The sequence below is a fragment of the Staphylococcus sp. GDY8P94P genome (genome assembly GCF_017892255.1).
GTDB lineage: Bacteria > Bacillota > Bacilli > Staphylococcales > Staphylococcaceae > Staphylococcus > Staphylococcus cohnii.
Map to the genome: position 1 here is coordinate 327301 of NZ_JAESKU010000008.1, position 16820 is coordinate 344120.

Consider the following 16820-nt stretch of genomic DNA (forward strand, 5'->3'; position numbering starts at 1 on the left):
ACTCGTCTTCACTAATTTATCAGATTAACTATATCATTTCGTCGTGATATTTCTAAATAAATGCCTTTTCACTAAGCGATATAAGAAAGCCATTGGTACATTAACGTTCCAGCATAATTACCAATCACATAACCTAATGTGCCTACAATTAATATAGGTCCGACTAAATCAGTCCAACCTTTACCTATCGCTAATGCTGCTGCAGTAGTGGGCCCTCCAGCGGTTGCATTACTTGCTAATAATATCTCTTCTATATTGAATTTTAACAACTTGCCTAACAACAAGCTTAGCCCTAAGTTAAATATTAAAATAATCATTACAAAGATAAACAACAGCGGTGCCGTTTTAACAATCGTAACAAATGAAGCCGGTGTACCTATGACAACAAAGAAAATATAAATTAAAAATGTTCCAATTTCAGAAGCACCTGCTAACTTTTCAAAGAAATCTCCCCAAATGGCAACAATGACAAGTGTTAAAGTTGTAAGCAAAAGATAGAAATCTCCAAAAAATGACACAAGTATAGTTAAGACCAAATTACTTTGAGGTACGACTTGTTGTATGAATTCAGAAAGTTTAAAACTGATCGCAACGATTGCGATTGCTGCAGCGATTGAAAATGCAATATCTAATAATTGAATTTTTTTAGGTTGCCAAAATGATGCTTGCGATGCTGGTGAATGATCACTTTTATAATGTGTATTAAAGTGTTTTTAATAAACGGTATCGATGGAATCGCAATTAATAGCAGAAAATATAATGCCATTACACTATTGTCTGCGACAACTGTGGATGAAACCATTTCTCCAGGTGTTTTTAATTTGGAACTCAAAGCAGCAAAATTTACGCCGCCACCAATGTAGCTTCCGGTCATCATTGCACCTATTTTAGATAAATAAGGTACTGAATGATTTAATATGATAAAAGCTACAGTTGTTCCAATCATGGTCCCTACTGATGCAATTAAAAAAATAAACAACAATCGTCGACTTTCTTTCCAAATTTTTAATATATTCGAACTAAAAAGTAGTAATGGTATAGATAAAGGAACAATATAATCCCACACCGTATCATAAACTGGCGCACTCGTCGGTATAACTTTAAAGTTAGAAAGTATCATCGCGCCTACCAGTGCAATAATCGCCCCTGATATCGTACTTGCCCATTGATAGCGTTGTTCTAAAAAGATACTTACTGTGGCCCACACTATAATAATTGCCCATAATACCCATGTATCATCTTTACCTACCAGTGTCCCCAATATCATAAAATCACTCCCTTTATATCTTAAATGCACAAGTTTAAACTTATTCTAACAATAAACCACTCTTTTTTTACAATTTTCTGAAAAATAAATTGTCATTACTTTTCCAAATTGATATTCTAACTAATGCAAGGGTACAAACAAGGGGGATTTTTTATGAAACAAAAAATTGGTTTGATCCTAGGACCGTTGCTTTTCTTGATATTTTATTTTATTCCTGGACTTACTGGTCTAGATGACGCTCCTAGGGCTGTACTTGCTGTAACACTATTTGTTGCCACATGGTGGATTACAGAAGCGATTCCTATCCCAGCAACGTCACTCATTCCACTCATTTTATTACCTTTAAGTGGTGGAACAGATGAGCAAGTGGCTGCAAGCGCTTATGCTGATCCGATAGTCTTTATGTATATGGGTGGTTTCATCATTGCTTTGGCAATTGAAAAATGGAACTTACATAAACGTATTGCAATGACGATTATTGCTATGATGGGATCTAATAGCAATCGTATTATTTTAGGTACCATGATTGCAACAGCATTTATATCGATGTGGATTTCTAATGCTGCAACAGCTTTAATGATGCTACCTATTGCATTAGCTTTAATACATGAAATTCAAAGCGCACAATTTTTAAAACCAGAGTCAGCACATAAATTCAGTAAAGCATTATTGCTTACAGTCGCTTATTCCGCTTCTATTGGTGGTCTCGCAACTTTAATTGGTTCAGTACCAAATGCAGTGTTTGCAGCAATCGCTGCTTCAAGCTTAAATAGAACAGTTTCTTTTGCACAATGGATGATTTTCGCTTTACCTTTAACAATTATATTGCTTATCATATTATACTTGTTAATGACAAAATGGCTCTTTAAAATTGAAGATGCAGATAAAATTTCTTCTGACTTTGCCAAAAAATCATTACGTGATTTAGGACCCATGAGTTTAGAAGAAAAATTAACTGGTGTTGTATTTCTATTTGTCAGTGTCTTATGGATCTGTGGTAGTCTTCTTCCAGCTAGTCTTCACTTATCTGATACCATTATTTCAATGACAGGCGCAGTGCTCTTATTTTTAATTCCTGCTAAGTCTCACAAAGGTGGATTACTTATTTGGGATGATATGAGCAAACTCCCTTGGGGTATTTTACTATTGTTTGGTGGAGGCCTTTCATTAGCTGCTGCTTTTGAAGACTCTGGTTTAACAAAATGGTTTGGAGGTATGCTGGGTGTTGTAAAACCTTTACCCCTCATTTTAATTGTTATCGTGCTTACAACTGGCATCTTATTCCTTACTGAAGTGATGTCTAATACAGCTGTTTCAAATATGTTAATGCCAATCAGTATTGGTTTTGCTGCAGCTATCAGCCAAGACCCTTTCATAATTATGGGTATCGTTGCAGTATCTTCGACTTGTGCTTTCATGTTGCCCATTTCAACACCACCAAATGCAGCTGTATTCAGTTCTGATGAATTAGAAATGAAAGATATGGTAAAAGCTGGATTTATATTAAATTTATTCACTATTATTGTTATATCATTATTTGTTTATTTCTGGTTACCGATTGCTTTTGGTCTCTAATTACAGTCGATAATTATATATTTTCATAAGCACGTCGTATACAACTAAGGTACGATGATATATAAATACTATGGACGCATGTCACAGTCTGAATTTTCATATATAATATATGTATTATCATTAAAAGGAGTCATTACTTATGAAAACAATCATCAAAGGTGCAATAGCTGTCCTCTTGATTTTAGGTGTTGTAAAAACATTTCAAGATCACGATATCGTAGCAGAAACTACAAATTATTATCAACAATTTAAAGAAGGAGAAATACTACAAAATATTGAAAATGTTAACTTTGACTCTTTGAAAAATATAAATGTCGATGACTTCATTCCTTCAGATTTCTTTTAGCAGTTTAGAACGTATGCATCAAACTTGATACCTTAGTTATAAATAAAAGGAATGTTTTTAGATTTATCTACTCGTGTAGTCTATCAACTTTCAAAACATGACTAGATCAAAACATTCTATGTTAAATATCATATGAACAATTCACGCTCAACTTTAAAAGACTTTACACATATTGCAAAACTACTTTCATTTTTCATATGGTTTTACAATCACTATAAAATATAACGAAACACTTTCATTAAATTCATGTTATTAAATGAATTTATATGAAAGTGTTTTTTATTAAAATAACTAGAAAGCACTATCAAAGTGTATATCTTTATGGAATATCAAATGATCATGCCTAATTACATATTTTCAATTTTGTTAAAAGAGAAAACGTCATACATGCATCACTAATTTAATGGTGTAAGCTTTGCAATCAATGTTATAGAAAAATATATTATTACGTTAAACCATCATAGCTAAGATGCCAACTATGCTTAAGAAGTAATATAATCACCACCATTTACATGAATGACTTGTCCTGTAATGTAAGAACTATCTGCATAAGACGCTAAAAATACGTATGATGGTGCAAGTTCTGCAGGTTGTCCACGACGACCCATAGGTGTTTCTCCACCTTGATGTGCTACTTTTTCATCTGAAAATGTAGCAGGTATTAAAGGTGTATATATAGGGCCAGGTGCAACAGCATTTACGCGTACGCCTTGTTCTATCAGACTCGTCGCTAATGATCTCGTAAACGCAACGATTGCCCCTTTAGTTGCTGAATAATCTATGAGATGCGCTGATCCTCTATAAGCGGTAACACTAGTAGTATTGATAATGGCATCGCCGTTTTTTAAATGAGTCGCTGCTGCTTGAGATAAAAACATCATGCCAAAAATATTAGTTTCAAACGTTTCTTTCACTTGCTCTGGCGTAATTTCTTGAAAACTATCTTGCGGAAATTGAACACCTCCATTATTCACTAAAATATTTAAGCCATCAAAATCTTTAACCACTTGATCAATTAATTTTTGAGATTCTGATACTACCTTTAAATCATGTGCATAAGCTTTAGCTTTCACGCCTATCTCTCTCAAATCATCCACTACTTTTTGAGCATCTTCATGTTCATCATAGTAACCAATGGCAACGTTCGCCCCTTCTTTTGCAAATAACATCGCTACAGAACGTCCAATACCAGAATCACCACCAGTAATTAGAGCAACTTTACCTGTTAATTTGCCACCACTTTTATATCCTTCCATTTCCGTTATAGGTTGTGGATCCATATCTTTTTGGATACCTGGTTGTTTATTTTGTGTATATCCTTTAATTTGCTTATGAAATTCTAATAAATTCATCATTATACCCCCATGTGTAATAATTCTATCGTGTACTACATACCACAAATAGACAACAACAAACATATTTAAAAAATGCTGTGAATAACGTCATATGTTCATAACTTAATCCACAGCATTTTATTTAAAATGATTTATTAAATTTTATATTGTTTAAATTGAGTGTTTTACTATTCGACTTGAATGTATAAAAGACATAATTGCAAATATACAATACACAATTGAATATACAATCATAACAATATAAACAGGTGTCATACTCGTTGCATTATAGAGTCCCATAAAAGCTTTTGCTGCAAAATATGCATGCATCAGTGATACAACTAAAGGTAAGCCAAAGTTGAAAATAACTTTTAAGCCTAGTCCTTTCAACATATCTTGATGCGTATAACCAATTTTTCTTAAAATACGAAAACTCGGTATTTCATCTTCAGTTTCGTCCATTTGTTTAATATAGATGATACATCCTGCTGCTACTAAAAATGCTAAACCTAAAAATGAAGTTACAAATAATAAAATACCGACACTCTCGTTCATTTCCTGCTTTATCATACCTTGTGATTGGATGCTTGGTTCAATCGATTGTGCAATTTTCGTTGCTTTAGTCAAATCTGTATGATGTTTCAAATCATAACCATATTGCTTATTCGTCTCATTACTACCCTGTTTAATTTCCTCATATTTGTCAGAGCTCACGAGTAATACAGGACCGCCATAACTTATTTCACTCATAAATGTCGCTTTGCTACTATCACCAATTACCTTAAATGTTTCTTTATCTCTATTCTTCAACTGAATCTCTTTATTTAAGTCATATTTTACTATTCCATTACCGGCTGCTAAATTAATCAATTTCGCTTTATTTCCAGTCACTGCTTTATCGTTAAAGTATTGGTTACTCGTTACAAATAAGCTATCCATGCGCCCCATATTGGATTTTTGAAATACTTGATCTTTTAATATGTCACCACGCACTACTTCTTTATAATCTTTTGTCACATCTATATCTGCTTGTTTTAATTTACTTTCAAATTGTTTTGCTTGTTTACTATCTGTAAAATTTAAATCATGCGGTGCCATTAACTCTGTATTTTCATTCATCGTTGATTTACTAATCGCACCAAAGCATAATACTGTTACGGTTACTGCTGAAATAGTTGCAATAATTGTTAATGATAATGCATTTTTCTTCATTCTATGCATGATAGATGATGTAAACACTACATCAGTGATTGACACGTTACCTCTTTTTGAACGTTTTAACGTTTTAAATATAAGTGAAACAGAACTGCGGAAAAATAAATATGCACCTAATACCGTTAACAATAAAATGATAAATGGTGAATAGATGATCATATTGATGAACTTCCCAAACATTTCTGTAGAGATATAATAGCCAATACCAATCATCACAATACCTAATACACCAAAAATAATTTCCATCATAGTAATTTGAGACTTGGTTGCTTCCGTGCGTGCATTGTCATTCATCATCATTAAAATACTGCGTTTACGTAAAAATATAAAACTTTGTATTAGTATGAGTACAAATGACACAACAATAAGCATCAACGTTTGCATTACAGCTGGCAATTGAAACGCTAATGATACGCTCATATTAATGTCTAATACTTTGAGCACAATCATCAACAGTAATTTCGAACCAAATATACCTATAAGCATACCAATCACACTCGTTAATAACAGCATCATCGCTTGCTCAATGGCTAACATTCTCATGATGTTATTTCTTGTTAAACCAATCAATTGATACAGTGCAAATTCACTGGTTCTACGTTTAATAAAAAGTTGATTCGCATACATTAAAAATATAACAATAATAAAGAATAAAAATACTGCACCAATTTCTGAACCTTTTTGAATTGTCTTTAATGATTGTTCATTATTAATACTGTCGGTGTATTTTAAAGTTACAAAACTAAAATATAAAACGATACTGACAATTAAAGAAAATAAATACATGGCATAATGTCTAATATTTTTCCTTAAATTCTTGATGACGATTTGATTAAAATTCATTTGTCACACCACCTAAGGCAGTTTGCATGTGAATGATATTTTTATAAAATGCTTGATTGCTATCCTCACCTTGGTATATTTCAGAATGTATATCCCCATCTTTCAGCATAATGACACGATTTGAATAACTTGCTGCAACAGGATCGTGTGTGACCATAACGATAGTAGCATTTGTTTTTTGGTTTAACTCTTCCAAACGATTCAATAGATCTTGTGCACTTTTTGAATCTAACGCACCTGTTGGTTCATCTGCAAAAATAATAGCTGGTTTATGTACTGAAGCTCTTGCTGCAGCAGTACGTTGTTGTTGTCCTCCAGATATTTCATTTGGATATTTATGACCCAATTCACTAATACCTAATGCTTGAGTGACTTCATCATAATTTTGTTCTTTTTCTTGTTTAGATAATTTTTGAATAGATAGTGGTAACATAATATTTTCTTTAACAGTTAATGTATTAAGTACACTATAATTTTGGAAAATAAAACCTATTTCTTTTTTACGGAAGTCTGCTAATGCTTTATTACTCATTTTATTAATTTGATGACCATTAATTTCCACTGTACCACTCGTTATATAATCAATGGAACTGATCACATTAAGTAATGTCGTTTTACCAGAACCTGATGGTCCCATGATTGTTACAAATTCACCTTTTTCAATTGTAAAATCTATACCTTTTAGTACTTCTTGCTTTCTATGTTTATTGCCATAATTTTTCGTTAATCCTTCAACTTTTAGAATAGACATGTATTACACTCCTTCAATCACTTTACTTTTATTTATATTTTTATCATAGCGAATTTATTTAATTTCCTCGTTTGATTTTACTAACAAATACATCATTTCAAATAACAAAACTGTCACATTTTTATTTCGTAATAAATTATAATTTTTGAATTTTTTTGTCATAAAGTACTATAAACTTTTTTTATGCTATGTGCTATACTATTAAAATTGACTTTTAATAAAGGAGCACAAATTATGCTAAATAAATTAAAGAGAGAATGGCTCACTGCACCAGGAACAAATATATTAGCAGGCATTGTTGTAGCACTTGCATTAATTCCTGAAGCAATTTCATTCTCTATTATTGCAGGGGTAGATCCAATGGTCGGTTTATATGCATCATTTATCATCGCTGTCGTCATTTCATTTGTTGGAGGTAGACCCGCAATGATATCCGCTGCTACAGGTGCTGTCGCTTTAGTCATTGTGCCATTAGTACGCGATCATGGTATACAATATTTACTTGCTGCAACCATTTTAATGGGCATCATTCAAATCATCTTTGGTCTATTAAAAATAGGTAGACTGATGAAATTCATTCCAAACTCTGTGATGATTGGGTTTGTGAATGCACTAGCTATAATGATATTTATGACACAACTTAAACATATCTTTGGTATTTCATTACCTACATATTTATTTGTAATCATCACATTATTAATTATTTATTTATTACCTCGTGTATTCAATCGTATACCTGCACCATTAATTGCTATCGTCGTATTAACGATCGTCTATTTAGTTACTGGTGTAGATGTTAAAACAGTTGGAGATTTAGGCGAAATCAAAAAAAGTTTACCGCATTTATTAATCCCTGATGTACCATTTAACATGGAAACTTTTAAAATTATATTTCCTTATTCCATATCAATGGCAATTGTAGGTCTTGTAGAAAGTTTATTAACGTCACGCATCGTCGATCAAGCGACTGATAGTTATAGTAACAAAAACCAAGAAGCTCGTGGACAAGGTATCGCAAACTTTATCACAGGCTTTTTTGGTGCAATGGGTGGTTGTGCTATGATTGGGCAGTCGGTTATTAATGTGCGTTCAGGTGCAACCACACGCCTTTCCACATTTACAGCGGGTGTGTTTTTAATCATCTTGATTATGGTCTTTGGTGACTGGGTTGTTGAAATTCCAATGCCAATTTTGGCCGGCATCATGGTGATGGTTTCTGTAGGTACATTTAATTGGCAATCATTTAAATTTATACAAAAAGCCCCACGTTCTGATGCATTTGTGATGATGCTAACGGTAGTTATCGTATTGTTCACAAGTAACCTAGCGCTCGGCGTCATCGTTGGCGTTATTGTCAGTGCATTATGTTTTGCTACAAAGATATCCAACGTCTCTGCTCAATATGAGGAACGCGATCATCACATCTATTATAAAATTGAAGGTCAAATTTTCTTTGTATCTATCGATTCCTTAATGAACCAATTAGATTTAGAAATAAGAGATAAAACAATTTATCTCGATTTTAGCCAAGCACATTTATGGGATGATTCAGCTGTCAATGCAGTAGATACCTTGATAGAAAATTATAAAAAGAAAAACAATATGATTTATGTACAACATCTTAATAAAGACAGCCGTAAAATTGTTTCTGAACTCAGCAAAGTTAATCAGCATCATCTAATATAACTTTGATTTAAATCATAAGCTAACATCACTTGTTACATACATACTGATGTTAGCTTATTTTATTCCAAACAAACACATTGACTTTCATACCTATAGGGGGTATATTAAATTTAACAGATGACATACAAATAACGATTCATTATAAATCTATGAAGCAAAAGGAGGCATTCACTGAGATGGATAACAACAAAAAAACGACATTAGGCATTATAGGCATGACTTGTGCTGCATGTGCGAACCGCATCGAAAAGAATTTAAATAAAATGGAAGATGTCAAAGCAAATGTCAATGTTACAACTGAGAAAGCAACGATTGAATATAATTCAGATAATACTTCACTAGATGCTTTAACTCAAAAAATTAAAGATACAGGTTATGATGTTGTCACTGAAAAAGCTGATTTAGATGTCATTGGTATGACTTGCGCCGCATGTTCAAATCGTATTGAAAAAGTACTTAACCGCACTGACGGTGTTGAACAAGCAAACGTCAACCTCACAACCGAAAATGCAACGATTAATTATAATCCAGAAATGACATCTATAGATGAATTGATAAAAAAAATACAAAACATCGGCTATGATGCAAAAACCAAAGCGGCCCCTTCAGAAAAAAATTCACGAAAAGCACAAGAGTTAAAAGGAAAACGAAACAAATTAATTGTTTCAGCCATACTTTCTTTACCTTTATTATTGACGATGTTTATCCATTTATTCGGACTACCATTACCTAGTTTCTTAATGAATCCTTGGTTTCAATTCATATTAGCTACACCTGTTCAATTTATTATTGGTTGGCAGTTCTATGTAGGTGCTTATAAAAATCTGCGAAATGGTTCAGCCAATATGGATGTATTAGTCACGTTAGGTACGAGTGCCGCATTCTTTTATAGTATTTATGAAATGATAAAATGGTTGAACCATACAAATGATACACCTCATCTGTATTTTGAAACGAGCGCTGTATTAATAACACTTATCTTATTCGGTAAATATTTAGAAAGCCGTGCCAAAACACAAACTACAAATGCTTTAAGTGAATTGTTAAGTTTACAAGCAAAAGAAGCACGCATAATCAGAAATGGCAAAGAACAAATGGTGCCACTAAGTGAAGTTGTTGTCGGAGATTATATACAAGTAAAACCAGGAGAAAAAATACCAGTAGATGGACATATAATCAAAGGTATGACTGCGATAGACGAATCTATGTTAACTGGTGAATCTATCCCTGTTGAAAAAACAGTAAACGATAATGTGATAGGATCAACGATGAATAAAAATGGTACCATTACAATAGAAGCAACGAAAGTAGGAAAAGACACTGCATTATCTTCTATTATTAAAGTAGTTGAAGATGCTCAAGGTTCTAAAGCACCTATACAGCGTTTAGCTGATACGATTTCTGGCTACTTTGTCCCTATTGTCGTAGGTATTGCTATACTCACATTTATCATTTGGATTGCTTTTGTTCAAACTGGTCAATTCGAACCTGCACTTGTAGCAGCAATCGCTGTATTAGTGATAGCTTGTCCATGTGCATTAGGTCTCGCAACACCTACTTCAATTATGGTAGGTACTGGCAAGGCTGCTGAAAATGGTATTTTATTTAAAGGTGGCGAGCACATTGAACGTACACACCAAATTGATACAGTCGTTCTTGATAAAACAGGAACCATCACAAACGGTAAACCAATTGTGACGGACTTTGATGGTAATGATGAAACACTACAACTTTTAGCGAGTGCAGAAAAAGATTCTGAACATCCACTAGCTGAAGCAATCGTCAGTTATGCAAATGATAAAGGTATCAATTTATTAGAAACAGCATCATTTGAAGCAGTGCCAGGACACGGAATTCAAGCAATGATCCATAACCAAGACGTATTGGTCGGCACACGTAAATTCATGAAAGATGCTCATATTGATGTTTCAAAGTATGAAGATAATTTAGTCAAATATGAATACGAAGGTAAAACGGCAATGCTCATTGCTATTAATCAAACACTACAAGGTGTGATTGCCGTCGCTGATACAGTCAAAGATTCTGCCAATGAAGCGATTCAACAATTGCACGAATTAGGTATTTCCGTAACAATGCTTACAGGAGATAACGCGCGAACAGCACAAGCAATTGCGAAACAAGTAGGTATAGACGCTGTAATTGCAGAAGTATTACCAGAAGAAAAAGCTTCAAAAATCAAAGAACTTCAGGATAATGATAAAATTGTTGCTATGGTTGGAGATGGCGTTAATGACGCACCGGCGCTTGTTCAAGCTGATATCGGTATTGCTATTGGAACAGGTACAGAAGTAGCAATAGAGGCAGCTGATGTTACAATTTTAGGTGGAGAATTATTATTAATTCCTAAAGCAATCAAAGCTAGTAATTCAACGATAAGTAATATCAGACAAAACTTATTTTGGGCATTCGGCTATAACGTTGCTGGTATTCCTATCGCAGCTTTAGGTTTACTTGCACCTTGGGTAGCTGGCGCAGCAATGGCATTAAGCTCAGTAAGTGTGGTAACAAATTCTCTCAGATTGAAACGAATGAAATTATAACGCAACTTTGTAATAATAATAATAATAAACATCCTTGATTTAAGGAGGTGATTCCTATGGCAACAGAAACAATTAAAGTTGATGGCATGAGCTGTGATCATTGTAAACATGCAGTAGAATCTGCACTTACAAATCTAGATGGCGTATCAACGGCTGATGTGAACCTTGATGCTGGTAATGTTGAAGTTGATTTTGACGATAATAAAGTTACAATGACAAGTATGAAAGATGCTATCGAAGATCAAGGCTATGATGCTAAATAACCTGCACATTCAAAAAATGAGGGCTGAGACGAAATCAAACGTCTTAGCCCTATTTTTATATTACATATTTAATTAACACGAAGCTTACTATCACCAGTATATATTACCTCTAATGTTGCATCTAGCGCATCTACAATAAGATTTTTTACAGCTGCATCTGTATAAAAAGCAATATGTGGAGATAGAATGACATCTTGTCGTTCTATCAATTCAACTAATATTGCATCATCTAATTGTGTATTGCGTTGATCACTTGGGAATAACCCTTTCTCACCTTCATAAGTATCTAATGCTGCACCTATTATTTTTCCACTATTTAATGCATCTATAAGGGCTTTTGTATCAACAATCGTACCGCGCGCACAATTAATAAACACGGCACCTGTTTTCATTTCTGTAAATACTGCCTCATTAAACAAATATGTATTTTCCTTTGTCGCTGGAATATGTACAGTTACAATATCTGCATCTTTAATCGCCTCACTCATACTTTCTTTATATGTTAAATACGCTTCACATGAGACTTGAGGTTCAATATCATATGCTACTACTTCTGAACCAAAACCTTCTGCAAAAATCTTACCTACAATAGAACCAATACGACCTGTACCAATAACTGCAACTTTTAAATCTTTTATAGAACGTGACAAAATACTCGGTTGCCATCTAAAATCATATGCTGCAGTTTTATTTTGTATATCATTAAAATTTCTAATTAAATTTAATGCTTGAGACACAGTATATTCAGCGATAGAATGCGGAGAATAAGAAGGTACATTGGTTATAACTAGTTCATATTGCTTAGCTAACTCAAGATTATAACTATCAAAGCCAGCACTTCTCTGAGCAATTTGCTTAATACCATAATCATGTAATTTCTGATAAACTACTTCATCTAATTCAATTTGTTGTGACAACGATACCCCATCAAAACCTTTAACACGATCTACTGTTTCCAAAGATAATATGTCACTATCTAAATCTACTTTCACCTGATTTTTTTCTGACCATTCATTAATAAAAGGGATATCTTCTTCTCTGACACCAAAAAGTTTAATGCTTTTCATTGATCATTTCACTCCTATTCTGCTTCATATAAATGTTTTAATGATTGAATGCGCTCTGCCGCTTCCATTAAGCTATCATCATCCACTGCTAATGAAATACGTACATAGTTCTGCCCATGTTCACCAAATGGAATACCTGGCGCAACTAAAATGGACTTTTCTTTTAATAAATATGTTTCAAACGTTTCACCATCATAATGTTTAGGTGTTTTTAACCATAAAAATATGCCACCATTCATCGGTTCAAAAGGGATACCTGCTTCATTCAATTTAGCTGTAAACTTATCTCTTCGGACTTTAAATATTTCATTTTGACTCACAAGGAAATCATCATAATGATTTAAAGCAAATGTAGCCGCATCTTGCAGTGCACCAAACATACCAGCATGCGTATGTGTTTGATATTTTTTCAATGCTTGTATCATATCTTTATTCCCTACAGCAAAACCAACTCTAAAACCTGACATATTATATCCTTTTGATAAAGAAAACACTTCTATTGCTAAGTCTTTAGCACCCTTTGATTGTAAAATACTTGGATTTTTATAATCAAAGCCAAATGCACTGTAGGCAAAATCATGAACAATTTTAGTTTTTGTGCCTTGAAATTGTGCAATTGCTTTATCAAATACATCTTTTGTAGCAACTGAACCTGTAGGGTTATTTGGATAAGTTAGATAAACTAAGCGTGTATTTAATAAGACGTCTTTATCTATCATATGCCATTGTGGTAAATAATAAGGTGGCTTTAACACAAGTGGTTGTGGCTTAGCATCTGCCAACAATACACCTGCTAAATAATCTGTATAACCTGGATCGGGAAGCAGCACATTTTCACCCGGATTAACGATACATGTAGGCAAAGCGACTAAGCCGTTTTTCGTACCATATAGAATACAGACTTCTTCATCTTTATCTAATTCAACATCATATTGTCTTTTATAAAAATCGACGATTGCTTGTTTAAATGTTTCTTTCCCATGAAAAGCGACATATTTTTGATTTTCAGGTTTATAGATGGCTTCTGCGTAACAATCAAGGATACCTTTAGGCGTTGCGCCATCAGGTATACCTACGGCCATATTAATCAACGGTAATGGCCCGGGCTCTATTTTACGTCCCATCGTTTTACCAAAGTAACTATCCGGAATTTGTGATAACCGATCTGATATTACCATTAAAAGTCCTCCTTAAAATAAAAAACTATATGCCTCATAAGTGACATATAGCTCTCACATGACACTTATCTATCAAGTATTTCACTTGTTGAATGTAGCACAGTACTTATGATAATAGATAAGTCTGTTGCTGAAGTCTCAACGGGTCAAGTCCCTCCACTTCTCTGGATAAGTCACTTTATAATTAAATTAATATTAATTTTATCAGAATATTCTAACATGTCAATATAAAAAAAGAGTGCCTCAAGCGAGTCACTCTTATCTATATCACCAAACACAACACCTTCAGTGCTATAGATTTTACCACCAACCGTGGCTTTTACGGAATTCTAACGCTGCTGCTTCAGAACCGTAACGTTGTTTAGCGTAGTTTAACATACCTTTAGTTTGATCAGCTACTGAACCAGTACCCCATGATTCCTTAGTTTGACCTAAGCCTCTATATCCTGCTGGGTTAACCGCATTTGGATTACCACTTGATTCAGGCATTACAATTGAATTCCACATAGCTTCTGATCCACCAGCAGCTAAGAATTGTGCTTTAACTGATCCACCAGTTGAAGCCGCAGATACTTGAGCTGTTTTATATGTTTGTGTAGCTGCACTTGTTTGTGCTGTTTTAACATTTGTAGTTGCTGAAGCTTTTGGTGCTTCTACTGCTGCTGGAGCAGTATATGATTGTTGTGAACGTACGTCACTTGCTGATTTTTCATTTGTGTTGACACTTACTTCTGAACTTACATCTTGTGTAGTGTTAGGTGTTGAAGCTTGCGCACCAACTGCATGGTATTCCCATGACCATGTGTTACCGTCAGATGTGAATGTAAACTCGTTACCATCTAGTACAAAATTGTAGTTATATGCACCAGCGTGTAATGGTTTTTGATCTAATTCAGCTGAACCATTTAATGCTAATTCTGCTAAATGTGCTTTGTCGATGTTTTGTTCTGAAGCGTGAGCTTGATTGTTGTCAGATGCTGCTGCATATCCTGTTACGCCTAATGCTACTGCTAATGATGATGCTAAAATTGATTTTTTCATAATAAAATAAATCCTCCAAATTTAATTTTTAATAAAATATATTTTCGATAATTTTTTTGTCGTATTTGCTAAAATTCTTTAAATTTTATGTTTTGTTTTTTGACCATAGTTAATATACCATATATTTTTATCAATCATATTACACTTACATAACAAAACTTTACAAAAATTGTTCTGATTTGTAACATTGCAATCTTTTGTAATTGCTTTATACAACATTCTCAAATAATCAATTTTGTTTTTATTATTTATAATTATTGATATAAAAGAATGTTATCTCTTGATTTGCTTCATTTTTTATATAGTCTGAAAAATTACAAACAACCTTATTGTTACATAACTGTAACAATATATTTCGATACATTTTTTATATATTGGGGTCATACTTGCAAATTATTTTGTGCAAAATTAAAAAGGCCTTTGATTTGAGGCCTTTTTAATCTTTTCACTTATATATTGATAATGCGCATTTTTAATATATTACAATAAGCAAATCTATATCTTCACTTATTTTATGCTAGGAACTTAAATACTTCTTTATCATATAATTTCAAAACTTTCATATAGAATATATGAATTAAGAAACCTATCATAAACGGAACGACAAAAAATGCGATAAATACATATAATAGATTAAGTAGTAATGGGGCTTCCATATGTTTAAATGCGCTGATGGGACCTACCAACCCAATAATACCAAAACCAGCAGATTCTTTGGTACCAGCAATACCTAACAACGCGCCAAAAAATCCAGTGATAATCGCATTGGTGAAGATGGGTAATAAAATAATAGGGTGCCGAACCATATTGGGAATCATCATTTTAACACCACCCAAAAATATTGTAATAGGTACGCCTGATCTGTTTATTTTCATCGTACCTGCGACGAGAACACCTTCACATGCTACAATGCCTAATGAGGCTGAACCTGCTGCTAAACCACTAATACCAATGGCTAGTGCTGTCGCCACGGTAGAAATTGGTGAAATAATTATAAAACTAAAGACAAGTGCAATAAGCATTGACATAATTATGGGTTGTAATTCTGTAAATGTATTAACTAAGTTACCAATACCAGTCGTAATTAATTGTATGTATGGCAATAACGTCAAACCAATCAAACCTGAAATAACACCAACGATTGTCGGTAAAATAATCAATGTCAGACTACCAAAACGTTCACCGATTACCAATATTAAAAATACCGCAACTGCTGCTGTTATCATTGTATTAATCAAGTCTCCCACGCCGGCAAGTACCCACACGCCATCTTTAAATTGTGCCACACCACTTCCGACAAAAGCCGAACTAGCAACTACAGCTGTCGCTAAAGGCGTTAAACTAAAGCGCATCGCAATCAAAGCTCCTACCAATAGCGGAACTGTAAATTGAATACCTAAAACAACCTGTAATAAAGATTCAAAAACGGCATATTTCGGCGCTAAAAGTTTAAATATCTCACCTAAAATAGCATTAGGTATGAGCCCAGCAACAATTGCAATTGCTACGCCAGATAATACATTATTAATAAATTGTTTCGGACTTACTTTGATCATTGTGTGCCTCCTATGTTGTGATAAATAAAATATATCACATTATCGCAATTTTCAGAATATTTATTTTTGTACATTCTATATAAAAATACAGTTAATCATATCGTTACAATTTCCAATTCATTCCTATGTCCACTAAA

The 16820-nt window shown here is 33.5% G+C and carries 12 protein-coding genes, 1 pseudogene and 1 riboswitch; of the genes and pseudogenes, 5 read left to right on the top strand and 8 right to left on the bottom strand.

What is annotated here, in order from left to right; genetic code table 11:
- Positions 1-71: 71 nt before the first annotated feature.
- Positions 72-1267, bottom strand: a pseudogene (locus KA926_RS05955) (DUF819 family protein).
- A gap of 153 nt (positions 1268-1420) precedes the next feature.
- Here KA926_RS05955 and KA926_RS05960 point away from each other — a divergent pair.
- Together KA926_RS05960 and KA926_RS05965 are read left to right on the top strand one after the other, a co-directional pair.
- The gene (locus KA926_RS05960) at positions 1421-2842 is read left to right on the top strand and encodes an SLC13 family permease (RefSeq protein ID WP_210143744.1); all 1422 of its coding nucleotides are present in this window, start codon (positions 1421-1423) and stop codon (positions 2840-2842) included.
- A gap of 139 nt (positions 2843-2981) precedes the next feature.
- Complete coding sequence (locus KA926_RS05965) at positions 2982-3188, top strand: hypothetical protein (RefSeq protein WP_019469992.1); 207 nt, start codon at positions 2982-2984, stop codon at positions 3186-3188.
- A gap of 482 nt (positions 3189-3670) precedes the next feature.
- Here KA926_RS05965 and KA926_RS05970 read toward each other — a convergent pair whose 3' ends face one another.
- From KA926_RS05970 to KA926_RS05980, 3 genes are all read right to left on the bottom strand, one after another.
- Entirely contained in the window at positions 3671-4540 is an 870-nt protein-coding gene (locus KA926_RS05970; RefSeq protein ID WP_210143745.1) for an SDR family oxidoreductase, read from the bottom strand.
- A 153-nt stretch (positions 4541-4693) separates the two neighbouring features.
- Positions 4694-6580, bottom strand: a complete 1887-nt coding sequence (locus KA926_RS05975; protein WP_210143746.1) for an FtsX-like permease family protein — start codon at positions 6578-6580, stop codon at positions 4694-4696.
- Positions 6570-7331: an ABC transporter ATP-binding protein gene (locus KA926_RS05980; RefSeq protein WP_107384336.1), complete on the bottom strand. Its 762-nt coding sequence runs from the start codon at positions 7329-7331 to the stop codon at positions 6570-6572. The genes KA926_RS05975 and KA926_RS05980 overlap by 11 nt, the downstream gene beginning before the upstream one ends.
- Before the next feature lie 234 nt (positions 7332-7565).
- Between KA926_RS05980 and KA926_RS05985 the strand changes: the two genes are divergently transcribed.
- From KA926_RS05985 to copZ, 3 genes are all read left to right on the top strand, one after another.
- On the top strand, positions 7566-9017 hold the full coding sequence (locus KA926_RS05985; protein WP_210143747.1) for a SulP family inorganic anion transporter: 1452 nt from the start codon (positions 7566-7568) through the stop codon (positions 9015-9017).
- Positions 9018-9193: 176 nt separating this feature from the next.
- Positions 9194-11578: a heavy metal translocating P-type ATPase gene (locus tag KA926_RS05990; RefSeq protein ID WP_210143748.1), complete on the top strand. Its 2385-nt coding sequence runs from the start codon at positions 9194-9196 to the stop codon at positions 11576-11578.
- A 56-nt stretch (positions 11579-11634) separates the two neighbouring features.
- Complete coding sequence (gene copZ / locus KA926_RS05995; protein ID WP_019469986.1) at positions 11635-11841, top strand: copper chaperone CopZ; 207 nt, start codon at positions 11635-11637, stop codon at positions 11839-11841.
- A gap of 68 nt (positions 11842-11909) precedes the next feature.
- Here copZ and KA926_RS06000 read toward each other — a convergent pair whose 3' ends face one another.
- The 4 genes from KA926_RS06000 to KA926_RS06015 form a co-directional block, all read right to left on the bottom strand.
- Positions 11910-12908 (bottom strand): D-lactate dehydrogenase, encoded by a 999-nt coding sequence (locus tag KA926_RS06000; protein ID WP_210143749.1) that lies wholly within the window; start codon positions 12906-12908, stop codon positions 11910-11912.
- Between the two features lie 14 nt (positions 12909-12922).
- Positions 12923-14086: an aminotransferase class I/II-fold pyridoxal phosphate-dependent enzyme gene (locus KA926_RS06005; protein ID WP_210143750.1), complete on the bottom strand. Its 1164-nt coding sequence runs from the start codon at positions 14084-14086 to the stop codon at positions 12923-12925.
- A 62-nt stretch (positions 14087-14148) separates the two neighbouring features.
- A riboswitch (SAM riboswitch) is annotated at positions 14149-14261 on the bottom strand.
- A 125-nt stretch (positions 14262-14386) separates the two neighbouring features.
- Positions 14387-15127: an aggregation-promoting factor C-terminal-like domain-containing protein gene (locus tag KA926_RS06010; protein ID WP_210143751.1), complete on the bottom strand. Its 741-nt coding sequence runs from the start codon at positions 15125-15127 to the stop codon at positions 14387-14389.
- A 512-nt stretch (positions 15128-15639) separates the two neighbouring features.
- Positions 15640-16683 carry a PTS sugar transporter subunit IIC gene (locus KA926_RS06015; RefSeq protein WP_210143753.1) on the bottom strand — a complete coding sequence of 348 codons (1044 nt, stop codon included), beginning with the start codon at positions 16681-16683 and terminating at the stop codon, positions 15640-15642.
- Between the last annotated feature and the right edge of the window lie 137 nt (positions 16684-16820).

Coding starts and splice junctions, on each gene's coding strand:
- KA926_RS05960 (WP_210143744.1), top strand. CDS start 1,421: ATGAAACAAAAAATTGGTTTGATCCTAGGACCGTTGCTTTTCTTGATA.
- KA926_RS05965 (WP_019469992.1), top strand. CDS start 2,982: ATGAAAACAATCATCAAAGGTGCAATAGCTGTCCTCTTGATTTTAGGT.
- KA926_RS05970 (WP_210143745.1), bottom strand. CDS start 4,540: ATGAATTTATTAGAATTTCATAAGCAAATTAAAGGATATACACAAAAT.
- KA926_RS05975 (WP_210143746.1), bottom strand. CDS start 6,580: ATGAATTTTAATCAAATCGTCATCAAGAATTTAAGGAAAAATATTAGA.
- KA926_RS05980 (WP_107384336.1), bottom strand. CDS start 7,331: ATGTCTATTCTAAAAGTTGAAGGATTAACGAAAAATTATGGCAATAAA.
- KA926_RS05985 (WP_210143747.1), top strand. CDS start 7,566: ATGCTAAATAAATTAAAGAGAGAATGGCTCACTGCACCAGGAACAAAT.
- KA926_RS05990 (WP_210143748.1), top strand. CDS start 9,194: ATGGATAACAACAAAAAAACGACATTAGGCATTATAGGCATGACTTGT.
- copZ (WP_019469986.1), top strand. CDS start 11,635: ATGGCAACAGAAACAATTAAAGTTGATGGCATGAGCTGTGATCATTGT.
- KA926_RS06000 (WP_210143749.1), bottom strand. CDS start 12,908: ATGAAAAGCATTAAACTTTTTGGTGTCAGAGAAGAAGATATCCCTTTT.
- KA926_RS06005 (WP_210143750.1), bottom strand. CDS start 14,086: ATGGTAATATCAGATCGGTTATCACAAATTCCGGATAGTTACTTTGGT.
- KA926_RS06010 (WP_210143751.1), bottom strand. CDS start 15,127: ATGAAAAAATCAATTTTAGCATCATCATTAGCAGTAGCATTAGGCGTA.
- KA926_RS06015 (WP_210143753.1), bottom strand. CDS start 16,683: ATGATCAAAGTAAGTCCGAAACAATTTATTAATAATGTATTATCTGGC.